This is a genomic window from Burkholderia sp. JP2-270 (assembly GCF_003233675.1).
In the GTDB taxonomy this organism is placed as follows: Bacteria; Pseudomonadota; Gammaproteobacteria; order Burkholderiales; family Burkholderiaceae; genus Burkholderia; species Burkholderia pyrrocinia_C.
The window spans coordinates 1,063,402-1,087,150 of the sequence record NZ_CP029825.1 but is presented as its reverse complement, the minus strand read 5'-3'; the positions used below and the strand labels follow the sequence as shown (position 1 = coordinate 1,087,150).

Annotated in this window: 21 protein-coding genes and 3 pseudogenes; 20 read left to right on the top strand and 4 right to left on the bottom strand. The window is 63.6% G+C overall.

Going from position 1 to position 23,749, the window contains the following annotated elements:
• The first annotated feature begins 64 nt into the window (after positions 1 to 64).
• The 13 genes and pseudogenes from DM992_RS22800 to DM992_RS22740 all read left to right on the top strand — a co-directional run.
• Positions 65 to 772 (top strand): YfiR family protein, encoded by a 708-nt coding sequence (locus DM992_RS22800; RefSeq protein ID WP_111018750.1) that lies wholly within the window; start codon positions 65 to 67, stop codon positions 770 to 772.
• Positions 769 to 2,037, top strand: a complete 1,269-nt coding sequence (locus tag DM992_RS22795) for a diguanylate cyclase (RefSeq protein WP_111018749.1) — start codon at positions 769 to 771, stop codon at positions 2,035 to 2,037. Before DM992_RS22800 ends, DM992_RS22795 begins: the two co-directional genes overlap by 4 nt.
• Before the next feature lie 87 nt (positions 2,038 to 2,124).
• Complete coding sequence (locus DM992_RS22790; RefSeq protein WP_111018748.1) at positions 2,125 to 2,634, top strand: OmpA family protein; 510 nt, start codon at positions 2,125 to 2,127, stop codon at positions 2,632 to 2,634.
• An 18-nt stretch (positions 2,635 to 2,652) separates the two neighbouring features.
• Positions 2,653 to 2,871 carry a hypothetical protein gene (locus DM992_RS22785; protein ID WP_111018747.1) on the top strand — a complete coding sequence of 73 codons (219 nt, stop codon included), beginning with the start codon at positions 2,653 to 2,655 and terminating at the stop codon, positions 2,869 to 2,871.
• A gap of 258 nt (positions 2,872 to 3,129) precedes the next feature.
• Entirely contained in the window at positions 3,130 to 5,268 is a 2,139-nt protein-coding gene (tssI, locus tag DM992_RS22775) for a type VI secretion system tip protein TssI/VgrG (RefSeq protein ID WP_111018745.1), read from the top strand.
• Between the two features lie 16 nt (positions 5,269 to 5,284).
• Positions 5,285 to 5,743: a DUF1795 domain-containing protein gene (locus DM992_RS22770; RefSeq protein WP_111018744.1), complete on the top strand. Its 459-nt coding sequence runs from the start codon at positions 5,285 to 5,287 to the stop codon at positions 5,741 to 5,743.
• Positions 5,740 to 10,077 carry an RHS repeat-associated core domain-containing protein gene (locus tag DM992_RS22765; RefSeq protein ID WP_239511429.1) on the top strand — a complete coding sequence of 1,446 codons (4,338 nt, stop codon included), beginning with the start codon at positions 5,740 to 5,742 and terminating at the stop codon, positions 10,075 to 10,077. The genes DM992_RS22770 and DM992_RS22765 overlap by 4 nt, the downstream gene beginning before the upstream one ends.
• A 9-nt stretch (positions 10,078 to 10,086) precedes the next feature.
• Positions 10,087 to 10,650 (top strand): glucuronate isomerase, encoded by a 564-nt coding sequence (locus DM992_RS41775; RefSeq protein ID WP_162631716.1) that lies wholly within the window; start codon positions 10,087 to 10,089, stop codon positions 10,648 to 10,650.
• A gap of 164 nt (positions 10,651 to 10,814) precedes the next feature.
• The gene (locus tag DM992_RS22760; protein WP_204356169.1) at positions 10,815 to 11,303 is read left to right on the top strand and encodes a hypothetical protein; all 489 of its coding nucleotides are present in this window, start codon (positions 10,815 to 10,817) and stop codon (positions 11,301 to 11,303) included.
• A gap of 55 nt (positions 11,304 to 11,358) precedes the next feature.
• Positions 11,359 to 11,439, top strand: a pseudogene (locus DM992_RS43415) (IS4 family transposase); the annotation flags it as partial.
• Positions 11,440 to 11,545: 106 nt separating this feature from the next.
• Positions 11,546 to 11,936: pseudogene (locus tag DM992_RS22750) on the top strand (DDE-type integrase/transposase/recombinase); the annotation flags it as partial.
• Positions 11,937 to 11,999: 63 nt separating this feature from the next.
• Positions 12,000 to 13,268, top strand: coding sequence for an IS256-like element ISBcen18 family transposase (locus DM992_RS22745; protein WP_081938342.1), 1,269 nt, complete (start codon positions 12,000 to 12,002; stop codon positions 13,266 to 13,268).
• A 41-nt stretch (positions 13,269 to 13,309) separates the two neighbouring features.
• Positions 13,310 to 13,459, top strand: a pseudogene (locus DM992_RS22740) (integrase core domain-containing protein); the annotation flags it as partial.
• A 70-nt stretch (positions 13,460 to 13,529) separates the two neighbouring features.
• Here DM992_RS22740 and DM992_RS22735 read toward each other — a convergent pair.
• On the bottom strand, positions 13,530 to 14,180 hold the full coding sequence (locus tag DM992_RS22735; RefSeq protein ID WP_111018743.1) for a hypothetical protein: 651 nt from the start codon (positions 14,178 to 14,180) through the stop codon (positions 13,530 to 13,532).
• A 784-nt stretch (positions 14,181 to 14,964) separates the two neighbouring features.
• Here DM992_RS22735 and DM992_RS22730 point away from each other — a divergent pair.
• The 6 genes from DM992_RS22730 to DM992_RS22705 all read left to right on the top strand — a co-directional run bounded on the left by DM992_RS22730 (position 14,965) and on the right by DM992_RS22705 (position 20,424).
• Complete coding sequence (locus tag DM992_RS22730) at positions 14,965 to 16,083, top strand: branched-chain amino acid ABC transporter substrate-binding protein (RefSeq protein ID WP_111018742.1); 1,119 nt, start codon at positions 14,965 to 14,967, stop codon at positions 16,081 to 16,083.
• A 171-nt stretch (positions 16,084 to 16,254) separates the two neighbouring features.
• Positions 16,255 to 17,181: a high-affinity branched-chain amino acid ABC transporter permease LivH gene (livH, locus tag DM992_RS22725; RefSeq protein WP_047902578.1), complete on the top strand. Its 927-nt coding sequence runs from the start codon at positions 16,255 to 16,257 to the stop codon at positions 17,179 to 17,181.
• An 11-nt stretch (positions 17,182 to 17,192) separates the two neighbouring features.
• Entirely contained in the window at positions 17,193 to 18,464 is a 1,272-nt protein-coding gene (locus DM992_RS22720) for a high-affinity branched-chain amino acid ABC transporter permease LivM (protein ID WP_111018741.1), read from the top strand.
• Positions 18,461 to 19,234 carry a high-affinity branched-chain amino acid ABC transporter ATP-binding protein LivG gene (gene livG, locus DM992_RS22715; RefSeq protein ID WP_111018740.1) on the top strand — a complete coding sequence of 258 codons (774 nt, stop codon included), beginning with the start codon at positions 18,461 to 18,463 and terminating at the stop codon, positions 19,232 to 19,234. The genes DM992_RS22720 and livG overlap by 4 nt, the downstream gene beginning before the upstream one ends.
• The gene (locus DM992_RS22710; protein ID WP_031398713.1) at positions 19,234 to 19,935 is read left to right on the top strand and encodes an ABC transporter ATP-binding protein; all 702 of its coding nucleotides are present in this window, start codon (positions 19,234 to 19,236) and stop codon (positions 19,933 to 19,935) included. Before livG ends, DM992_RS22710 begins: the two co-directional genes overlap by 1 nt.
• A 138-nt stretch (positions 19,936 to 20,073) precedes the next feature.
• The gene (locus DM992_RS22705) at positions 20,074 to 20,424 is read left to right on the top strand and encodes a VOC family protein (RefSeq protein ID WP_111018739.1); all 351 of its coding nucleotides are present in this window, start codon (positions 20,074 to 20,076) and stop codon (positions 20,422 to 20,424) included.
• Between the two features lie 25 nt (positions 20,425 to 20,449).
• On the opposite strand, the gene DM992_RS22700 is transcribed toward DM992_RS22705, so the two are convergent.
• The 3 genes from DM992_RS22700 to DM992_RS22690 all read right to left on the bottom strand — a co-directional run bounded on the left by DM992_RS22700 (position 20,450) and on the right by DM992_RS22690 (position 22,891).
• Complete coding sequence (locus DM992_RS22700; protein WP_111018738.1) at positions 20,450 to 20,857, bottom strand: DUF2000 domain-containing protein; 408 nt, start codon at positions 20,855 to 20,857, stop codon at positions 20,450 to 20,452.
• A gap of 44 nt (positions 20,858 to 20,901) precedes the next feature.
• Positions 20,902 to 21,759, bottom strand: a complete 858-nt coding sequence (locus DM992_RS22695; RefSeq protein WP_111018737.1) for an AraC family transcriptional regulator — start codon at positions 21,757 to 21,759, stop codon at positions 20,902 to 20,904.
• 154 nt (positions 21,760 to 21,913) lie between these two features.
• A complete protein-coding gene (locus tag DM992_RS22690; protein ID WP_111018736.1) occupies positions 21,914 to 22,891 on the bottom strand; it encodes an AraC family transcriptional regulator in 978 nt (325 codons plus the stop codon).
• A gap of 41 nt (positions 22,892 to 22,932) precedes the next feature.
• On the opposite strand from DM992_RS22690, the gene DM992_RS22685 reads away from it, so the two are divergent.
• Entirely contained in the window at positions 22,933 to 23,682 is a 750-nt protein-coding gene (locus tag DM992_RS22685; RefSeq protein ID WP_111018735.1) for an SDR family oxidoreductase, read from the top strand.
• The last annotated feature ends 67 nt before the right edge of the window (positions 23,683 to 23,749 follow it).

The window sequence follows — 23,749 nt, the reverse complement described above, 5'->3', positions numbered from 1 at the left end:
ATGCACACGCATGGTTGAAGGCAGAGGGCAACGCCGGGGGGCAACGCCAGCGGATGTTTCCATCATGGATGCGAGAGTGTGCGCGGCGGCTGCCAGTCTTGCGACTGCAACGACGCCAACGGGCGCGGCGGCGATCGCCGCGCGGACGACGTCCGGCGGGCCCGGCCGGGCCGTATCGCTGCGCGATGCGCTGATCGCAATCGTTTGCGTTCTCGGCGCGGCATCCGCCGTGCTCGCCGGGGCTCCCGCCGATGCGGACGGCTCGCCTGACACCGTGCGCATTGTCGCCGCCGCGAGCCCCGCCGATTCCCGCGATCCCGCCATTTCGTCACACGACTCCGCCGTGCGTCAGGTCGTGCTCGGCATCATCAGCTTCACGCGCTGGCCGACGACACCCGTGCGCCTGCATCTGTGCGTGACGGGCCGGCCCGACTACGCGCGCGGCCTGACCGACACGCTGCAGGCCGGCTCGACGCTGCTCGACGTGCAGCGCGTCCGCTTCGACGATCCGTCGCTCGGCATGGCCTGCAACGTGGTCTATCTCGGCACCCTGGGCAACGACGAGAGAGCGCGGGTGAGAACCGCGGTGGCAGGCCATCCGGTCCTGACGATCGCGGAACACGATCCGTACTGCACCGCAGGCAGTATGTTCTGCCTCAATGTCGACGACGAACGCGTGTCGTTCGACATCAATCTCGACGCCGTAGCGCGCAGCGGCGTGCGCGTGCACCCGAACGTGCTCAGTCTCGCGCGACGGCCGGGGGCGCCATGACACGGTTCGAGCCTCACTTTTCCCCTTCGCGCGTGTCGCGCCCGACGCTGCAAAGCGTGTTGCGCCGCGCGCACCTGCGCCTCGCGTTCGTTGCCGTCGCGATGGCTGCCGTGTCGTTGATCGTCGTCGCCGTGATCGCATTGCGCGCGTATGCCGGCAACAACCTGAACCTGCTGGCGCGCTCGCTCGGTTATACGGTCGAGGCAGCGCTCGTGTTCGGCGACCGCGTCGCGGCGAACGAGGCGATCGGGATGATTGCCGGCGATGAGGACGTCGCGCAGGTGGTGGTCACGGACGGCAATGGCCAGCTATTCGCGACGTGGCAGTTGCCAGCCGGAAACAGGATCGCCCGGGTCGAGCGCAGCGTCGCCGACCTTGCGCTGCCCGGGCCCGTGACGGTTCCGGTGATGCACGACGGCATCGTCGTCGGCCACGTCGTCGTGCGCGGCCGCGGGCACCAGTTCTTCGGCTTCCTGCTCGGCGGCGTCGGCGGCATTCTCGGTTGCCTGGCGGTCAGCGTGCTTGGCGCGTATGTCAGCTCGAAGCGTCTGCTGCGCAACATCGTTTCGCCGCTGCGCGCGCTGGCCGCCGTTGCGCATGCCGTGCGGCGCGAGCGTGCGTTCGCGCGGCGGGTCGCGCCCGTGCCGATCGCCGAACTGAACGAACTCGGCGACGACTTCAACGCATTGCTCGACGAATTCGAAGGCTGGCAGAACACGCTGCGCGACGAGAACGCGTCGCTCGAATACAAGGCGACGCACGATGCGCTCACGGGGCTGCCCAACCGTGTGCAGTTCGAGTCGCGCCTCGCGCTTGCACTCTGCGAAGCCGCGGTGACGGGGCAGCGGGTCGGCATCCTGTATCTCGACTGCGACCGCTTCAAGGAGATCAACGATTGCCTCGGCCACGACGCAGGCGACGCGGTGTTGATCGGCATCGCGGCGCGGCTGCGCGCGCAGGTGCGCGAGACCGATCTGGTCGCGCGCCTGGGCGGCGACGAATTTGCGGTGATGCTGCCGGCGGTGCGAGACGCGGGCAGCGTGTGCCGTGTCGCCGACGAGATTTTGTCCGGCATGGCGCCGTCGATCGAGCTGTCCGACGGCCGCATGGTGGCCACCATGATGAGTGCCGGCATTGCGCTGTATCCCGACCACGCGTCGGACGCGAGCGGCTTGCTGCGCGCCGCGGATGCCGCGATGTACCGCGCCAAGCGTGCGCGGCCGGGGTCGTGGCAGTTGGCTGAGGGTGTTGCGGGACCGGTTTGATGTCGATTGCTTCGCGCTGCGGGCGAGGCCGTGGCAGCGAATTACAAAAAGCGCGCCCAACGGGAGCGCACTCGAAGGGGATGCGAAATGAACCACTCGTTTCCTGTGAGCACGGGGCGGATGTGCATCGGCAGCGCGCTGCTGCTGTGCATGCTGCTTGTGGGCTGCAAGACGCCGCCGCTTCATCGTGGGCTGACGCAGACGCAGGTCACGACGCTCAAGTCGGCCGGTTTCCACGAAACCGAAGAAGGTTTCGAGTTCGGCTCGACCGGGCCGATCCTGTTCGATTTCGACCGCTATAACCTCAAGCCGGATGTGCGGCGGATCGTCGAAAGGATCGGGCGCACGCTCAGGTCGGCGGAGATTAACGGGGTGCGGGTTTATGGGTACTCGGATCGGGAGGGGGCGGACGATTACGACGTCGAGTTGTCGAGGCGGCGGGCTGAGGTCGTGGCGATCGAGCTTGTCGATGTCGGGCTGGATGCGAAGCGCATTGCGATCGTCGGGAAAGGGAAGCGCGATCCGGTGGCGGATAACCGGACGCCGGCAGGGAGGGCACAGAATCGGCGGGCGGCGATTGTTGTTTCGCCGAGGTGAGGGGGCGTCGCAGCACTCATGGACGCCGTCCTGCTGTTTGCCGTACGCGGTTTCGCCGAGGCCGACGAATCCGGACGCTGGAAGCGTCTTCCGGGTCCGGCATTCACGGCCGTCGGCCTCGAGCCGGCCGATGCGCTGCTCGATATGCCGCGTGACGACTCGCTCGGGCCTTTTCACCTGCTGATGGAGTACTGCAGCGTTTCGCCGGGTTCAGTCTTGGCGGATTCGCACACGTGATGGATCGGTTCTTCGCCCCTCACGTTCCTGTCACCAGTTTCGTGCAGATTGTTTTGTTCTCGGCGCATACCGGCGCGCTGCTTCGCCGTGGGCAACCGTGCGCCGGCGTCCAGCCGCTGGTCTAGTTTTTCGATTTTCGGGGCTCGAACGGCAACGTTTGCGGGTGCCTTTCGCGCGGTCGGAAATTGTCCTACATTATCGGGGCTTCGGGCCGGCCAGCCGGCCCACGGAACCTGAGATCACACGCAAGGAACAAGAATGAGTTTCGCTCCGAACGGGGGTATTCCCAATGGTTTGGGCGGTAGCGCGCTCGGCTCCTTGAGCGCGCTCGGCGGCCTGGCAGGGCCGATCGCCTCGAGTGTTGCCGGGAGCCTCGGGCCGCTCGCGGGCCTGGCCGGGCACGTCGACACCGTCCAGCGTGCGATGCAGCTCGCACAGACCGGCTTCTCGCTGATGGACAAGACGCCCGGCGCAGTTGCCGATGCGATCAACGGCGCCGCCAACCCCGCGCGCCTGACCCAGCTCAATCGCTACGTGACGCTCGATACGCCGCTCGGCCCGGATGTGCTGCTGGTCAGCGCCGCCGTCGTTGACGAGTACGTGAACCGGTTGCCGGAAATCCACCTCGACCTGCTGTCGCATCGCCACGACCTGCGCCCCGACGACCTGATCGGCCAGCAGGTCAAGGTCCGATTCGATCAGCAGGCGCGCCTGTCGACGCTTGAACGCGTCGTAGCATCGGGTACCGGCGAGAACGATCGTTACTTCGACGGCTACGTTGCGTCGTTCGACCGCGCCGGCAATCCCGGGAATGTCACGCAGTACCACCTGACGGCGGTGCCGTGGTTCTGGTTCCTGACGCGCTCGACCGACTGCCGGATTTTCCAGAACAAGACCGCGCAGGACATCCTCGCCGAGATTTTCCAGGAGCACGGATTCTCCGACTTCGTGTTCGACATCCGGACGAGCCAGAAACCGCTCGAATACGTGGTGATGTACCAGGAGTCCTACTACAACTTCTGCGCGCGGCTGATGGAGCAGGAAGGGCTGGTCTGGACGCACCGCTACGAGAAGGACAAGCACATGCTTGTGATCGGCGACACGAATCTGCTGTTCCGCCCGATCGACGGTCTGGCAACTGTGCCGTTCGCCGCCACCGAGGCGAGCGAGGACAGCGGCATCGACCAGTTGCACGAAGGCCGGCGCTTCGGTGTCGGCAAGGTCACGTTCCGCGACTTCAATCATCAGAATCCGTCGTCGCCGCTGATGCTGGTGGAAGCCGGCCCGCAGAACCTCAAGCACGCGCGGCTCGACTCGACCGAGCGGTTCGAGCACCAGTCGCTGTACGACCACGGCGACGACGGCAACCGCTACGCCCGTTTCGCGATGGAGGCCGAGGAGGCGCAGGCCCATCGCTATACCGGCGGCGGCTACGCGTGGCGCATGACCACTGCCGGCGCCGTCAACGTGGCGAATCACCCGGTCCTCGAGAACAACCAGGAGTACGTGATCCTGCATGTGCGTCACGAGGCGGTAAACGATTACACGCAACACAGCGCAAAACTGCCGTACCGCAACAGCTTCGCGCTGCTGCCGAAGAAGATTCCGTACCGCGCGCCGCGCGGCACGCCGAAACCGGTGATTCATGGCACGCAGTCGGCGATCGTCGTCGGTCCGAAGGGCGAGGAAATCTATACCAACGGGAGCGCCGTGAAGGTGCACTTCCCGTGGGACCGGCGCGGCAAGAAGGACGGATCCGACTCGATGTGGGTGCGCGTGTCGCAACCGTGGGCGGGCGATGGCTGGGGCGCGGCCGCGATTCCGCGGATCAAGCAGGAAGTGCTCGTGGCGTTCAATCAGGGCGATCCGGATAACCCCGTGATCGTCGGCCGCGTGTTCAACGGCGAGCAAGGCAACCCGTACCACGGTGCGGCCGGCCAGACGATGGGGATCAAGAGCCAGACGCACAAGGGGCAGGGGTCGAACGAGATCCGCATGACCGACACGAACGGCATGCAGGAATTCTTCATGCACGCCCAGAAGGACATGAACACCGTGGTCGAGAACAACGAGACGCACAAGGTGCTGGGGCCGATGCGTACCGTGCTAGTGGCGACGGGCAGCGAAGAGAAGCAGATTCCGCAGGGCAACCTGACCGAGACGATCGCCGAGAAGCGGAGCACCACCGCGACCACGGTCGAAGTGACGACGCCAGCCAAGGATGGCGGCGGCGGCACGCAGGTCTACGTGGCCGAGCGCGGCATCCTGCTGAAGGTGCAGGACAGCTCGATCTCGCTCGCGCCCGAAGGCATTCGCCTCGAGCACAAGGGCTCCGTGATCCTGATGACCGACGACGGCGTGATGGTCAACGGCCAGCGCATCGATCTCAACAAATAAACGAACAAAACCAGCCATGCACTACGCAATCCACGAAGGCACCTTCGAACTGCCGGACGCGGCGCTCGACCGCACCGTCAACATCCTCGTGATGAACACCGGCCCGGGCGGCCTCAACCTCGTGATCGCCCGCGGGCGGCTGCGCGACGGGGAAGATATCGATGCGTTCGTCGCGCGCGAATGGGAAGTGGCGTCGCGCGATGCCAAGATGCTCACCGAGAAGGCGCGCCGGCCTGTGACGGTGGCGGGCCGTTCGGGCATCCAGATCGATTCCACGCACGAGCGGGATGGCCGGCTCTGGCATCAGGTGCAGACCATGTTTCCGTCGGACGACGCCGGCCGCGTGCTGGTGATGACGCTGACCAGCGCGGCACCGCTGACCGACGAACAGCAGGCGATCGCCGACCGTATGCTCGCCAGCTTCCAGCCGCGCGCGGCTCGACCGACCCTGCTTGGGCCGGGTGACGCGTCGTGAGCGCGGAAAACTTCGCGGCCGCGCGCTTCGAAGATCCGATCCAGCACACGTCGTTCCTGGGTGAGCTTGTCGGCACGGTCGGGTCGGTGGTCGGCGGTGCCATCGTCGGTGCATTGGTGGCGGAGGCGATGGAGGGGCTGGTGTTCGCCGGCCTCGCTGCGCTCGAGATCGGCACGGCAGGGTTGGCGACGCCGCTCGTGATTGCGATCGGCGTGGGGGTGGCGGTCGGCTCGGGCGCGCTGATGGAAGCGAGCGGGATGAACGAGGCCATCGACGACGGCGCGAAGGCACTGGCCAATTCGATCGTGCCGCCCGAGATCAAAGGCAAGATCGCGAGCGGGTCGGGGAACGTTTACGTCAACAACAAGCCGGCGGCGCGGGCGGCGAAGCCGGGCGATCTCGATACCGTCGCGTGCACGGATCATCCTGGGCCGCAGATGATCGCCGATGGGTCGGGGAGCGTTTATATCAACGATCATCCGGCTGCGCGCGTCGGCGACAAGACGACTTGCGACGGGACGATTGCCGAAGGGTCCGATAACGTTTTCATCGGCGGCGGTACGCAGCGGGTGCGGGATGTGAAGTCGGCTTCCCGGCTCGGATGGCTGGGGGCGGCGCTTGGTATTGCGCTCGCGGTTTGCGGTCGCGGGAAGATGAGTTGGGGGCAGTTTCTGAAAGGCAAGCTGCCTTGCCTCGCGATCAATTTTGCGGCCGGTGCCTTCGGTACTTGGCTCGGCAGTTTGGCGAGGCCGTCAGCGGGCCACCCGGTCAACGTCATTACCGGCGGCAAGATTCTCGATGGCACGGACGATACCGATTTCGCATTGCCCGGGCCGCTGCCGATCGTGTGGCGACGTTTTTACAGCAGTCACGATGATCGTGCTGACAGCCTGTTCGGGCCGGGCTGGAGCGTGCCGATCAGCGTTGAGCTGAGGCTCGCGCGTGAGCATGGCGCGGTCACGTCGATCACGTATTGGGATGAGCAGGGGCGCGACATTGTGTTCCCGGCGGTGCCGCCGGGTGAGAGCCATTTCAGCGTTCCCGAAGGCATTTACCTGATCTGTACTGCCGGCGGCCATTACGTGGTTGAGACGGTCGACGGTTTGTATCGTGATTTCGGTCGTGCTCGTAGCGATGCGGACAACGAGACGCTCAAGCTGTGGCGTCTCGAGGATCGCAACGGTAACTGGATCGAGGTGGAGCAAGAAGCGGCCGATGAGGTTGTGCGGCCGGCCCGGCTGCACGACAGCGCCGGTCGCATGCTGACGCTGGTCTACGATAAATCGCAGCCGCGACGCATTGCCACGATCGAGCTGACTCGTGGTGTGGATGGCGAGCAACCCGATACGCTGGTGCGTTATGCGTACAACGGTGCTGGCGAGTTGGTGGCCGTTACCGATCGTAGTGGCCATACCGGGCGACGCTTCGCGTACGAGCGTGGACTGATGGTTCAGCACACCTTGCGCGGTGGCCTGCAGTGCTTTTATGCGTGGCAAGGTGTCGGCCGCGACGCGCGTGTCGTGCGCCACTGGACCGACGACGGTGAGGCGTACACGTTCAACGCGGACCTTGCGCAGCGTTCGGTGACGATCACCGATCAGATCGGTCGCGTTACGCAGTGGACGTGGAACGAGGATCAGCAGCCGACGAGTCATACAGATGCCGAAGGCCATGTTTGGCAGTTCGAGTGGAATGCGATGCGGCAGTTGGTCAGTACGACCGATCCGGCTGGGCATACGACCAGCTTCGAATATGACGAGCGCGGGCGCCAGACCCAGCGCGTAGACGCACTCGGTCAGGTTGAGCGCACCGAATGGAATGGGCACTACGACCTGCCTGTCGCGGAAACCGATCCGGCTAACTCGCGCTGGATCTACCGGTACGACGATCGCGGCAACCTGACGATGACGCGCGATCCGGCGGGCTTTGCGACGGAGTATCACCGGGACGAGCGTGGGTTGGCGCACACGATTCGCGATGCGCGTGGTGGTTACAAGTTCCTCGAATGGAATGCCCGTGCGCAGTTGACCTCGTACACCGATTGTTCCGGCAAAGTCACGCGGTTTGCGTATGACGCACGTGGCGCGCTCGCGCGTGTGACCGATGCGGCGGGGCAGTCAACCGTGTATGAAGCGGATGCGATGGGGCGGGTCACGGGGATCGGGATGGCCGACGGTGCTCGTCAGACGTTCCGTTACGACGCGGCCGGGCGTCTCGTCGAAGTTGTCGATGCGAATCAACGCAGCACGCGCTATGAGATCAATGCGCGTGGACTTCTGCTGTCACACACGGACACGGCTAATCGCGTCGTGCGGTTCGGTTACGACAATGCGTTCCGGTTGGCGAGTCTGACCAATGAGAACCGTGAGACCTATCGCTTTCAGTATGACCGTCGGGATTTGCTGGTCGAGGAAGTCGGCCTCGATGGCCATAAACGCGGATACGAATATGACGCGTGTGGCCATGGCACGATCGTGCGGGGCGGACAGATCGAGACTCGGTTCGAGCGTGACGCCATCGGGCGCCTGACGGCGAAGCAAGTCGCGCGTGAACGTTGCGAATATCTGTACGACAAGGCAAACCGAATCGCATCGGCCGAGCTCTATACGCTAACCGCGCGCGGTCCGTCACTGAAGAATCGGGTCAATCTGAAATACGGGGCACGCGGAGAAGTCCTTGAGGAATACGCGCCGACCGGCTGGCTCGCGCATACATACGACGAGCTCGGCAACCGCGTCAGCACCACGATCTCGGGCGAGCGCACGATCGACTGGCTGCATTACGGCTCCGGTCACGTGCACCAGATCCGCGTTGACGGTGCTGCAGTTGCCGACATAGAACGCGATGATCTGCATCGGGAGGTGCTACGAACGCAGGGCAAGCTGACCAGTCATTTCGGGTACGACGCGGTTGGTCGTCGTGCGCGGCATGCTGCGCAGCGAGGCCGGGCGGCGGACGATCTGCTTGCGAAGCAGTGGCAATACGATGCAGCGGGTGACGTGATCCAGAAGCGAGATCAGCGTCATGGCACGACGAGCTATCAATATGACCCGACTGGTCGCCTTGAACAGGCGGCGGGGCCGGGGCTCCCGTCGGAGGTGTTTCGCTGGGACGCGGCGGCCAACCTGGTGTCGAGCGATCACCCGGGTGGGTACGTCGAGCACAACCGGCTCAAGATGTTCGAAGACAAGCGCTTCGAGTACGACTCGTATGGACGGCTGGTTCGCAAGCTGAGTGGCCACGGACCTGCCAAAGAACTGGTTCTTGAATACGACGACTGGAGCCAGCTGAAGACTGTCGTGACGAAGGATCGGCTTGGCATCGCGACAACGCATTTCGAGTATGACGCGTTTGGTCGGCGGATCCGCAAGCTCAATGGTGGCTATGCGAGTACGGATTTCCTGTGGGATGGCATGCGGCTCGTGCAGGAGACGTATCACGATCGGCAGGGCGAGGAAGCACTGACGTACCTGTATGAGTCTAATAGCTACGTACCGCTTGCACGGATCGACCAAGGCAAGCCGGCGGCTAACGATGCCGATGCACAGGATGCGGTCTACTATTTCCACAACGACGTTTCAGGGTTACCGGAGGAACTGACCGACGCCGACGGCGAGTTGATCTGGCAGGCCCGCTACAAGGTTTGGGGCAACGCCGTGCAGGAGGAGTGGATCGCACGGGTGCCAACCCGGCCGCAGCCGGCTTGGGGAGATGTTCAAGCGGCCGCACCAACGTCGACTCACGTGCCGCGACCGCAGAATTTGCGTTTCCAAGGGCAATATCTTGATCGCGAGACCGGGCTACATTACAACACTTTCCGGTTTTACGATCCGGATATTGGACGCTTTATCAATCCGGACCCGATCGGCTTGCTGGGAGGGACGAACCTCTATCGGTACGCTGCCAATCCGTTGGTGTGGATCGATCCGTGGGGTTGGGCATGCGGTGAACTTAGCGGTAAAGCACAGGAAGTTCACAACTTGGCGGGTGGCGGGGATGCGCGCTCAATACGGAATTCAACGGTATCAATCGTCGAAGCCAATGTGAATGGCAAGCCACAACTATTCGCGGCGGGAAGTGGAGGGCGGTTAAGTCCGGCACAACGGCAGGCACTTATGAAGATGGGCGTGCCGGAAGAAAACATCTTCTATGGTAAGAAGTCTATCGATGGTTTTGACAAGCTCGAAAACCATGCGGAACGAATTATATTGCGTAATCTGCCTGAAGGTGCCGAAGTTAGTCGCTGGGGTATCTCTTGGGGTGGACTGCAACGAAATGCATCGTGTCCATCATGCCAGCCACATGTGGACCAAGCTGGTGGGATTTTTGATTAGGAGATGAGTATGTTAGATATCGAGGCACATAAAAAATATCTCGAATCAGTTCTCGCTGGAGGGAAGCTCGATAACCTTGCTCGTTTTGGCGTGTGGTGCTGTGTTGGTCTTTCTCATGATGAGTCAATATTCGAGTTCCTTTCGAAGCAAGCGGGAAGTACAAGTGCGCAGATCAGGCACCGAGTAGGCGATTACTTGGATCAAGTTTGGAATGGGAACGAAAGCTCCAATCCACTAAGCGATCTAGAGCAAGTTGATTGGGATCCCGATGCAGTCGAAATCGACGACGATGCTGCGGCTCAGGGAGCTACCGATTTGCTGGCGGGACTATCTTTTTTGGCGAAATGGTGTGCAGAACATAAGATAGAGCGACTGGCCGCATGCGCCGAGGTTCTGATAAACCGAATCGACTACTTGGAGAGTTTTGAGTTGATTGGAGGGCGTGTTGCAAATCCAATTGATCATGAGATTAACGTGCAGAAGGATTTTGCTCGTGAACTCGTTGCAGGTACCTTGACTGATCATGACAAGATGAAATATCACGAGTGGTTATTCAATCTTGGTGCCCCTTGAATCACGAGCTCAAGGAGCGAGCCTGAAAGCGATTGATCCGTTGATCTCTCATCTCAAAAACGTAATTCGGATGCGATCATGCGGCGAGGTTATTTTTGTCGAGTAGTGATGTGCCGAATGCAATGTGGCGAGACTGGGCGCATGTGCCGAGATTCTGACGCTCTGTGAAGGAGGAGCTCAGAATTTCTATGGGTGGCATGCGGCTGGTGCGAGAGACGTATATGTTATCAGATAAAATCATTAATTTTTGTCGAGATAAGAAATGGTGGTTTGATGATATCGAGCCAACTTATAGAGACGCTATTTTGAGGATGGGGCTTGATGTATCATCAGATTTTTCGCAGTTTTATTTGCACGTCGAGGATGGTCCGACATTCATATCAAGGAATGGCGAAATATATCAAATCTGCTGGTTTTTAAATAATTCTGATTATGGCGGAAGATTGAAGATGACTCGCGAGATTCTTGGGGTGCCAGATTCATATATTCCGTTGGATTCGTTTTCTGGAGGGTGGGGATACTTCTACAACAAGGAGACGGGGGAGGTTTTGGGTCTTGGTTTGGGAGGTGATTTAAAAAAATTCAAGGATGGTGGTCTCAGGTCCCAGTGGGGTGATTTCAATAAATTCATTGAGTGGTTTTTTGGTATTTGAGTATGAGAGTGTGACGGGGGTAAGGATTTCGGCGATGTGTGGTTGTCTTGATATTGAAGTCGTACGCGTCGTGGCGCAGCTCGGTGGTTTCCTCGCTCGCAAGGGTGATGGTGAGCCGGGTGCCACGACGATCTGAGAAGGCTTGCAGCAGGTCAGGACTGTAGCTGTGACTCTACGCGTGCTTTGCCGCGAAGCCGCGTGAGTGGAATTGCGTATTGCGACGTGCCGTACATAGTCATCATCAGTTGCCCGGTGCGACGCAGCCCAATTCGGTATGGAGCTACGACTTTGTGCACGACCAGTTGGTGGATGGGCGGGCGTTGAAGATGCTCTGCGTGATCGATGAATACACCCGCGAGTGCCTTGCGATCGAAGTCGGCGCCGGCCTGCGGTCGCAGGATGTGATCCTGACGCTGTCGCGACTGATGCGGCTGTACGGCAAGCCCGCGTTCGTTCTGCATGTACTACGGCGCTGAATTTACCGCTGCCAAGGTCATGCGCTGGCTGCGAGACGCGGCAATTGGTCCGGCCTTCATCGCGCCTGGCAGTCCGTGGCAAAGCGGGTTCGTCGAGAGCTTTAACGGCAAGCTGCGTGACGAATTGCTGAACCGGGAGTGGTTCCGCAGCCGTGCGGGGACCTATCCGTCATTTCGTGGGCGGGGCATATCATGAGGTATAAAAGTCATGGATATGCCGATGAAGAAGAAGAGGCAAACCGTAGCGCGTCAGGCAGCGGCCCGCGGGCCGCTGCCTGAGTTGCCCAAGGAACTGCTGGACCAGTTGGTCAAGGGGCCGATGACGCCGACCGAGGTTCAGGATCTGATGCTGGCGTTCAACAAGGCGATCATCGAACGGGCGATGGGCGCCGAGATGAATCTGCATCTGGGCTACCCGTCGGGCCAGTCCAAGCCGGCCGGACAAGCCAACGAGCGCAACGGCGCCAGCGGCAAGACGGTCATCACGGATCGCGGCCCGGTTCGTGTCGAAGTCCCTCGTGACCGTGACGGCAGCTTCGAGCCGATCCTGATTCCCAAGCACGAGCGCCGCTTCACCGGCTTCGACGAACGCATCATTGCGATGTACGCGCGTGGCATGAGCGTGCGCGAGATTCAAGGGTTTCTGGCCGAGCAATACGGCACCGAAGTGTCGCCCGACTTCATCAGCTCGGTCACCGACGAGGTGATGGCCGAAGCGCTGAGCTGGCAGAGCCGCCCACTCGAGGCGATGTATCCGGTCGTGTTCTTCGATGCGCTGCGGGTCAAGATCCGCGACGACGGGGTGGTCAGCAACAAGGCCGTCTATCTGGCCTTGGGCATCCAAGCCGATGGCCAGCGCGATGTGCTGGGCCTCTGGATCGAGCAGACCGAGGGCGCCAAGTTCTGGCTCAAGGTGTTCAATGAACTCAAGACGCGCGGCTGCCAGGACATCCTGATCGCCGTGGTCGATGGCCTGAAGGGGCTAACCGAAGCCATCAGCGCGGCCTATCCGCGGACCACCGTTCAGACCTGCATCGTGCATCTGATCCGCAACAGCCTCGAATACGCCAGCTACAAGGACCGCAAGGTACTCGCCACGGCGCTGCGCCCGATCTACGCGGCTGCCAGCGAAGAGGCAGCAAGGCAAGCGCTGCAAGACTTCGCCGACGGACCTTGGGGCGCGAAGTACCCGACGATCGTGCAGTCGTGGCAACGCGCGTGGGAGCACGTCGTGCCGTTCTACGTGTTCCCGCCGGAAATTCGGCGAGTCGTTTATACGACAAACGCCATCGAGAGCTTGAACATGCAATTGCGCAAGATCATCAAGACGCGCGGTCACTTCCCGAACGACGAGGCGGCCATCAAGCTGCTCTGGCTGGCGCTGCGCAACGTACTGGCCAAGACCGTGAGGGCCGCCTTCGACTGGAAATCAGCGATGAACCAGTTTGCTATTCTGTTCGGCGAACGGTTTACGCAGGCGCGTGGATAACCTGTTGTTCAACCGCCTCGCCCACAAAAATGCGGACAGGTTCCCGTGCGGAGGCCAAGGTACTCATCGAACGCTGGCGGCAGTTTTACAACGAGCGCCGGCCCCATAGCGCGCATCGCTATCAACCTCCCGCCATGGTCCGTCGAGCCTGGCTGGATTCCGATAATATCGACGCGAGACTCACTGCCTGATTGGCTACAAAATCCCGCCTCAGGTCACCGCGCGCCGCGTAGGGCTGCCGCTACCAGCCGCCCCAACGCATCACCAGGCGATATTGCAAGACGACCGCGACGTCCCCGCACCGCCGGTAGCGGTGCAATGCGTACCCGCGCCGTCGTCGTAGAAAGTCCGCGTCTCCGGTTGCGGCACCGACGGATCGAACGGATTCGGCGTGCCATGCGGACCGCGTGCGGCATCGTACGGCCGCGCCGGCGCATACGAGCCGCCACTACCGGCCGGCCGCGAGCCGTTAGCCCGCAGGTATTCATTCCAGTTCTGCTCGCGCTGCTCGTATCCGGGCAGCGCGCGGCCAAGACTATCGCTACCACCCGCGCCGAGCGCGACGCGATTCGCGGGCAAGACCAAATCGGGTTCGTGCTCCGACGAAGGCGGCGGTGCCACAAGCGTATCGCCCGTCACACGCAACGGCCGCGTATCCGGCGTATCGAACGGACTACGTTCCACGGGCGCAGCGTACTGCACGCGGCGACGGTTCATACGTGCCGCATGCCCATCATCGTGAGCAGCAGCACGCCGCTCCGAACGAAACACGTTGGCACCAGCCGACCGATCGGTCAGCGTATCGCGACCCGAAGCATCGGCCGCGGAAACAGAAAGCGCACACGCAAATGCGGCGGCGGAAGAAAGACGGAAGGGATGATTCATCGGCGATCCGAAGCAGGTGATGTGCAATGAAAAAACGGCAGATCACTGGCTGGCGGCTGGGCGACGGGCGGGCGTCGAAGCGGCCCTGAGGCGGCTCCGAGGCGCGGCGGACGCGACCTGGAGGAAGGCTGGCTGGATTGCAGAGGCGAATCCGTATTATTTCATATTAATAACTAACACCTTTCGGCGAGACGAAAACCGTCTGAAAACTGAAGGTTTGAGCCGCCCCACCCAACGCACCGCAATGGTGCCCACCAAACCAATCATCAGTCGATTGAACAATGGCGATGCGACCCTTTGTCTACTCCGACACAAGCGTCACAAGACCGCCTATCACCAGACCTCAATCCCAGCAAGGCACAGCGCCGGAAAACCCACCCCAATAGCAACCGGATTGCACCGCCGGCGAACGTCGTCGACACCAAAAGGTTGCGCCGTCATTGCTACCGACCGCCACTCCATCCCTACGTGTTTTCCCTCGGTCGACCGGCATTTTTGACAGACAATTTAAAAACGCCCATATAATTTCGGCTGCCTTGCCAACGGCTGTCGGACCATCCCTCCGATCAAGCGGTTCGGCAAGCGGGGCAGGCGAAACGCTTGCGCAATGCAAGACGCATCACGATGTCTTTCCGAACCAGACGTCCCCTTCGGGGACTGCAAGAGCCGGGCCCCGCTACGCAACATTCCGCTGGAGTTCCGTCTTCTATGTGTCTCGGGCGTGTCCCATGTCCTCGCCCCGGGTGCTGTTCGATTGCGCAAGTCATGCCGCCTTTGCCCGTATGACTAAACAACATCGAGGAGCTCCCAGATGACGCTGTCCCGTCTTACGTCCATTTCCGTCGCCGCCGTGCTGTTTACCGCGGGCGCCGCCGCCGCGCAAGCGGAAACCGTGAAGATCGCCATCGCTGGTCCGATGAGTGGCTCGGTCGCCCAATATGGCGACATGGTGAAGGCCGGCGCGCTGACCGCGATCGAGCAGATCAACGCGGCAGGCGGTGCGGGCGGCAACAAGTTCGAAGTCGTGCTGATGGACGACGCATGCGAACCGAAGCAGGCCGTCGCCGTCGCCAACAAGATCGTCAGCCAGAAGATCAAGTACGTGATCGGCCACGTGTGCTCGGGGTCGACGATTCCGGCATCCGACATCTACGAGAACGAAGGCATCGTGATGGTCACGCCGTCGGCCACCGCGCCGCAGCTGACCGAAGGCAAGAAGCGCCACTTCATCTTCCGCACGATCGGCCGTGACGACCAGCAAGGCCCGGCCGCCGCGCACTTCATCATCAACAACGTGAAGCCGAAGAAACTCGCCGTGCTGCACGACAAGCAGTCGTACGGCCAGGGCATCGCGTCGTCGGTGAAGAAGGACCTCGAAGCCGCGAAGATCCCGGTCGTGCTGTTCGAAGGCATCAACGCCGGCGATTCGGACTACTCGGCGATCATCACGAAGCTGAAGTCGCAAGGCGTCGATTTCGTCTACTTCGGCGGCTACCACCCGGAAATGGGACTGCTGATGCGCCAGGCGCGCGAGCAGGGCGTGAAGGCAACGTTCATGGGGCCCGAAGGCGTGGGCAACAAGGACGTGACGGCGATCGCCGGCCCGGCTTCGGAAGGCATGCTCGTCACGCTGCCGGCCGACTTCTCGGCCGACCCGGCCAACGCGGCGCTCGTGAAGGCGTTCGCGGACAAGAAGCGCGACCCGAACGGCCCGTTCCAGATGCCGTCGTACGCAGCGGTGAAGATCATCGCCGACGCGATCGCGGGCGCGAAGACGACCGATCCGACCAAGGTCGCCGCGTACATGCACAAGACGACGTTCGACACGCCGATCGGCAAGGTGTCGTATGACGCGCAGGGCGACCTGAAGGCGTTCAAGTTCGTCGTGTACACGTGGCACAAGGACGCGACGAAGACCGCCGCCAAGTAATACGGAGTACCCGCCCCGCGCACGCGCTCTGCCCGTAACCCGGGCGGAGCGCGTGCGCATTTGGCCGTTCCGCGGCCAACGGGCGGCCCGAGACGACACCGTGCGTTGCGCGCGGCCGCAGCCGTGATCCGGCGCGGCACGCGACGCGGCGCCAACGGGAGCTTCCCGCACATGACTGACTTCTTTCCGCAATTCGCCCAGCAGCTGGTCAACGGCCTGACGCTGGGTGCGATCTATGCGCTGATCGCCATCGGCTATTCGATGGTCTACGGCATCATCGGCATGATCAACTTCGCCCACGGCGAGATCTACATGATCGGCGCGTACGTGGGCCTCGTGACCCTGACCGCAATCGGCATCTCCGCCGGCTATCCGCTGCCGCTCGTGCTCGGCGCCGCACTGATCGTATCGGTGATCGTCACGGGCCTGTACGGCTTCGCGGTCGAGCGCGTCGCGTATCGGCCGCTGCGCGGCGGCCCGCGCCTCGTGCCGCTGATCTCCGCGATCGGCATGTCGATCTTCCTGCAGAACTACGTGCAGATCGGCCAGGGCGCACGCGACGTGTCCGTGCCGGTGCTGATCTCCGGCGCGTTCGAGATCCATCTCGGCGGCGACTTCGACGTGACGATTCCGTATGCGCGTCTGCTGATCGTCTGCGTGACGATCCTGCTGATGATCGCGCTCACGCTGTTCATCTCGCATTCGCGGATGGGCCGTGCGTGCCGCGCGTGCGCCGAGGACATGAAGATGGCGAACCTGCTCGGCATCGACACGAACCGCGTGATCTCGTTCACGTTCGTGCTCGGCGCGATGCTGGCCGCCGTCGGCGGCGTGCTGATCGGGCTGACGATCGGCAAGCTGAATCCGTATATCGGCTTCGTCGCGGGCATCAAGGCGTTCACCGCCGCGGTGCTCGGCGGGATCGGCAGCATCCCGGGCGCGATGCTCGGCGGCGTGCTGCTGGGCCTCGCAGAAACCTTCGCCGCAGGCTACATGCCGGCCGAGTACAAGGACGTCGTTGCGTTCGGCCTGCTCGTGCTGATCCTGCTGTTCCGCCCGACCGGCCTGCTCGGCAAGTCGGACATCGAAAAGGTTTGACGGAGACGCAGATGAGTACAGTCATTTCCGTTCGCCGCCCGGCCGCCGACGCTTCGTTCGGCCAGGCGCTGAAAAATGCCACGGCCGCCGCGCTCCTGACGGCGATCCTCACGATCCCCGTGCTCGGCCTGCAGTTGAAGCTCGACGGCTACCAGGTCGTGCTCACGCCGCACTGGAGGCCGGTGTGGATCGCGGTCGCGGCCGTGTTCCTGTTCCAGTTGTTCAAGCCGTGGCTCGTGCGCGCGAAATCGGCGGTGAAGCTGCCGGCGATGCCCGCGATGGGCGCGCAGCAGCAGCGCGTGGTCGTGTGGGGGCTGCTCGCGGTCGGGCTCGTGTGGCCGTTCTTCGGCTCGCGCGGTGCGGTCGACGTTGCAACGCTCGCGCTGATCTACGTGATCCTCGGCCTCGGGCTGAACATCGTGGTCGGTTTCGCGGGGCTGCTCGATCTCGGCTATGTCGGGTTCTACGCGGTCGGCGGCTATACGTACGCGATGCTGAACCAGTACTTCGGGCTGTCGTTCTGGGAGTGCCTGCCGCTCGCCGCGATCGCGGCGGCGACGTTCGGCTTCCTGCTCGGCTTCCCGGTGCTGCGGCTGCGCGGCGACTATCTCGCGATCGTCACGCTCGGCTTCGGCGAAATCATCCGCCTGCTCGCGAACAACCTGACGAGCCTCACGGGCGGCCCGGACGGCATCTCGGGCATCGCGAAGCCGACGGTGTTCGGCTTCGAGATGGCGCGCTCGGCGAGCGTCGAAGGCGCGAAGACCTTCCACGAGCTGATCGGGCTGGAATACAGCGGCGAGCACATGGTGATCTTCCTGTACCTGATCGCGTTGCTGCTGGTCGGCTTCACGCTGTTCGTGACGAGCCGCCTGATCCGCATGCCGATGGGCCGCGCGTGGGAAGCGCTGCGCGACGACGAGATCGCATGCCGGTCGCTCGGCCTGAACCCGACGCGCATCAAGCTGTCGGCGTTCACGCTCGGCGCGTCGTTCGCGGGCATCGGCGGCGCGTTCTTCGCGGCGCGCCAGGGCCTCGTGAATCCTGAATCGTTCACCTTCATCGAATCGGCGCTGATCCTCGCGATCGTCGTGCTCGGCGGGATGGGCTCGCAGCTCGGCGTGATTCTCGCGGCGATCCTGCTGACCGTGCTGCCGGAAGTCGCGCGCGGCTTCGCCGAGTACCGGATGCTGATCTTCGGTCTGGTGATGGTGTTGATGATGATGTGGCGTCCGCAGGGCCTGCTGCCCGCGAGCCGTCCCCACGTGGAGCTGCCCCAATGAGCACGAATGCAGAACTGTTGAAGGTCGCCGGGCTGCAGATGCGCTTCGGCGGGTTGCTCGCGGTGGACGGCATCGATTTCGACGTGCGCCGCGACGAGGTGTTCGCGATCATCGGGCCGAACGGCGCGGGCAAGACCACGGTGTTCAACTGCGTCGGCGGCTTCTACAAGCCGACCGGCGGCGACGTCGTGCTCGACGGCCACCCGATCGCGGGGCTGCCGAGCCACAAGATCGCGGTGAAGGGCCTCGTGCGGACGTTCCAGAACATCCGCCTGTTCAAGTCGCTGACGGTCGTCGAGAACCTGCTCGTCGCGCAGCATCGCAAGGTGAAGGCGGGGCTGCTGCCCGGCCTGTTCTCGACGCCCGCGTATCGCCGCGCCGAGAAGGAAGCGCTCGAACGCGCGGCCGTGTGGCTCGAACGGATGGGGCTGAAGTCGGTCGCCAACCGGCCGGCAGGCACGCTGTCGTACGGGCACCAGCGGCGTCTGGAGATCGCGCGCTGCATGATCACCGAGCCGCGTCTGCTGATGCTCGACGAGCCGGCGGCCGGCCTCAACCCGCAGGAAAAGATCGAGCTGCAGCACCTGATCGACAAGCTGCGCCGCGAGTTCGGCGTGTCGGTGCTGCTGATCGAACACGACATGAGCCTCGTGATGGGCGTGTCGGACCGCATCCTCGTGATGGAGCACGGCCGGCCGATCGTGATCGGCACGCCGGAAGCGGTCCGCAACGACCCGCGCGTGATCAAGGCGTATCTGGGGGAAGAGTGATGCTTAAGCTGGAACAGGTCCATACGCACTACGGCGCGGTCGAGGCGCTCGCGGGCGTGTCGATCGAGGTGAACAAGGGCGAGATCGTCACGCTGATCGGCAGCAACGGCGCCGGCAAGACGACGCTGATGATGACCGTGTGCGGCACGCCGCGCGCATCGTCGGGCCGCGTGCTGTTCGAGGGCAACGACATCACCGCGATGTCGACGCACCAGATCATGCGGCAGGGGATGGCGATCTCGCCGGAAGGGCGGCGCGTGTTTCCGAGTCTGACGGTGCTCGAGAACCTGAAGATGGGCGGGTTCTTCGCGAGCCGTCACGAGATCGACGACGGCATCGAGCACGTGTTCAAGCTGTTTCCGCGCTTGAAGGAACGTGCGACGCAGCGCGCCGGCACGATGTCGGGCGGCGAGCAGCAGATGCTGGCGATCGGCCGTGCGCTGATGAGCAAGCCGCGTCTGCTGCTGCTCGACGAACCGACGCTCGGCCTCGCGCCGCTCGTGATCGCGCAGATCTTCGACATCATCCGGACGATTCGCGAAGAAGGCGTCACGGTGTTCCTCGTCGAGCAGAACGCGAACAAGGCGCTGGGCGTGGCCGATCGCGGTTATGTGCTCGAAACGGGGCGTGTGGTGCTTGCCGATACGGGGGCGAATCTGCTCGCGAACGATCGGATCAAGCAGGCTTATCTCGGCGGTTGAAGAGGAAAGCCGCCGGCCTGCAATGGGCCGGCGGCATATCGTGCGCTCCGGATGGCGGGCATGCGCGATGGCAGTGTGCGGTTCTTTCTGCTTCAGTTTCTGTTCTTGCTCTTGCGATAAGACTCGTGGAGGAAACCGATGAAGGTCAAACGAATCGTCGCCAATATCGACACGCAATCGGTCGACGACGCGAAGCGTTTCTATCAGCACATCTTCGGCCTCGACCTGCTGATGGATCACGGCTGGATCGCAACCTACGGCAATGCCGAACAGATGGATGTGCAGATCAGCTTTGCTTCGCAGGGCGGGTCGGGCACGCCGACGCCCGACCTGTCGATCGAGGTCGACGATCTCGACGAAGCGCTCGCGCGTGTGCATGCGGCGGGCATTCCCGTCGAATACGGCCCGGCCGACGAGCCGTGGGGCGTGCGGCGGTTTTACGTGCGCGATCCGTTCGGCAAGCTCGTCAACGTGCTGACGCATCGCTGACCCGAAACGGCGGGCAGGCACCGGCTCACGCATGCAACGCCAGCCCCTTCACCGCCTTGTCCACGGCCTTCTTCGGCCCGTGCAGCGCCAGACCGACCAAATCGGGATTCGCCGCGTCCTCGGCGCGAAACACTTCGCGGTTGGCCGCATCGTGTCCGGTCGAAAACATCGCACGCACGTACGGCACGATCCGGAGTTCGCGCGACAGTGCCTGCCGGTGCGCGGTCTGCAATCCGTTCAAATCGGCCGCGAACACCAGCATCGGCTGGCCGAACATCCTGCCGTAGCGATTTCCGGCCGCATCCTCGTAAGGCTCGCCGAGCGCTTCGGGCGCGCCGGCCGCGACGCCTGTCGCGAGAAACGCGACGACATTGAGTTTCTGCCACGCCGCGAGATCGTCGCGCACGATCAGTGCCACTTTCGTATCGAACATGCTTGCTCCTCGTTGAAGCACTCATGATCGGATGCCGCGCGCGATCAGTCTGGAACGTTTGTGCACATTTGCCGGTAAGCGGCCGGCGTGATCCGGTAAGCGCGGCGAAACCAGCGGCCCAGATGGCTCTGGTCGGCGAAGCCGACGTCCGCGGCCGCCTGAGCGGGCGTGCGGCCGGCCGCCAGCAATCGGCGCGCGGCGCGCAGCCGCAAGCGCACCAGATACGCGTGCGGCGACGTGCCGAACGCGCGCTGGAACAGCCTGGTCAGCCGGAACCGGTCGATCCCGGCGACGCTGGCGAGTTCGTCGAGCCCGAGGTTGCCGTCCATCTGCGCGTGCAGCAGATCGCGCACGCGCGCGATCGCGGGCGGCACGACGCCGCTTTCCAGCACGAGCGGGCCGCGCAGTTCGCCGCCGAGCCGCGTCAGCAGGCGGTCGAGCGTCTGGTCGCGCGCGAGCCTGCCTTCATTGCCGTGGATCGCGAAAAACGCCTGCCGGATCGCATCGACGAGGCTGCGGTCGTCGACGAGCGTATGGCCGAACGCGGCTTCGACACCGCCGAGGCCCGGCAAATCCAGCCGGCGCGCCGCGCGCTCGACCCATGCTTGCGGCAGGTACAGCATCCCGTAGGTGAAGCCGCCCGCTTCGGGCGCATGGCCGTCGTGCATCGCACCCGGCTCGATCAGGATCGCGCGGCCCGGCACGCTCGTATGCAGCGACCGGTGGCACTGGAACTGCTGCACGCCCTGTTCGGTGAAGCCGACCAGCATGTCGTCGTGATCGTGCGCGTCGTATGCATGGCCGTTGAAATGCGCATGCAGGCTTTCGATGCCGGTTTCCTGATCGCGGCGCGCGACGAGCCAGTGGTCGGTCGTGCCGATGTCCTTTGCCGTTGTCGTCATCGGATGCCTCGCGCGTCGTCGTTGCGTGACCGGTAGTGTACGCAGGTCGCGTGATGGCGGTGGCAGGCACGGGCCATACCTTCGGCGATCGCGCGGGAAGCGGGGCGGAACCCCGGCGCGCATCGCGATATGCGCAGTGGCATGCGTGCGCGGTTCATTCCTCGTTCACCACTGCCTGTTCGTCACGCGCATACTGCGCCGGCGGCCGGCCGACATGCCGCGTGAACGCGACGCTGAACGTGCTCGCGGAACTGTAGCCGACGCGCCCCGCGATCTCTGCGATACGGCCTTCGTTGCGGCGGAGCAGGTCCTTCGCGAGCGCCATCCGCCACGTGAGCAGGTATTCCATCGGCGCGACGCCGACCGCACGGTTGAAGCGTTCGAAGAAGGTCGAGCGCGATAGCGCCGCTTCCTTCGCGAGCTCGACGACCGTCCACGGATGCGCGGGGCGTTCGTGCATCCGGCGGATCGCGGCCGCGAGTCGATTGTCGGCGAGTCCGCGTACGAGGCCGGGCGACGCGTTCGTGCCGGCCGTGAACCGCAGCGCCTCGATCAGCAGCACTTCCAGCAGCCGCGCCAGCACGATCTCGCGCGCAGGCCGCCGTGCACGCGATTCGTCGCGCACCAGTTGCACGAGCATGGTCAGCCGCGGTTCGCCGCGTACGTGCACGAATTGCGGCAGCAGCGACACCAGCAGCGCCGCATCCGGCGAACCGAAGCTGCAGTTGCCGGCCATCATCCGCGTGTCGACCGGGTTGCCCGGATCGCCGATCCGGTATTCGCCGTTGTCGAGTGCGACCGGCGGCGCGGTTTCGACGCCCGGCGGCGGCGGTTCGAGGCTGGACATCGCGACGCCGTAGGCCGCCGGAATCAGCACGAAATCGCCGGGCAGCAGCTCGATCGGCGCGTGCCCGTCGATCGCGATCCGGCACCCGCCGTCGAGGATCGCGCAATAGAACGGCTCGCCGGCGACCGTGCGGCTGATCGACCACGGGCTTGCACCGTGAACGGACTTGGAGTACCGCGCGCCCGGTTGCAGCAGGGTCACGACTTCGGTCAACGGGTCGATCATCGCCGGACGCTCGCAAAAGAAAATCGGATTTTCGATTGTAGCGAATACGGATCCGGCCATCTATCGTACGGACACGTGCCCAACACAACCCAGGAGTTCGCATGAAGACCGTACTGATCACCGGCTGTTCCTCCGGCTTCGGCCTCGAGATTGCCCGCCATTTCCTGGCTCGCGACTGGCAGGTCGTCGCGACGATGCGCACGCCGCGCGAGGACGTACTGCCGCCGTCGGAACGCCTGCGCGTGCTGGCGCTCGACGTGACGAACGCGGACAGCATCCGTGCCGCGATCGACGCGGCCGGCCCGATCGACGTGCTCGTCAACAATGCGGGCTTCGGCGCGGCCGCGCCGGCCGAGCTCACGCCGCTCGACACGGTGCGTGCGCTGTTCGAGACCAACACGATCGGCACGATCGCGGTCACGCAGGCCGTGCTGCCGCAGTTTCGCCGGCGCGGGGCCGGCGTGGTCGTGAACGTCACGTCGAGCGTCACGCTTAAGGTGCTGCCGCTGGTCGGCGCGTATCGCGCCAGCAAGGCGGCGGTCAATGCGTTCACCGAATCGATGGCGGTCGAACTCGAACCGTTCGGCGTGCGCGCGCATCTCGTGCTGCCGGGCCGAGCACCCGACACGCGTTTCGGCGACAACGCGCGTGCGCACATGCACGGCTTCGAACACGAGGCTTATGCGGAATTCGTCGGGAAGGCCGTTGCGCGCATGCTCGATGCGTCGGGGCCGATCACTCATGCGCAGGACGTTGCCGAAGCGGTGTGGCGTGCGGCGACCGATCCGTCGAGCCCGATGCACATTCCGGCAGGTGAGGATGCCGAAGCGTGGGCGGCGCAAGCGCGCTGATCGATCGGGAATCCGTCGCGCCGGTCGGTCGAACCGGCGCGACGGATTGCGCGATGCGGGGAAGGGT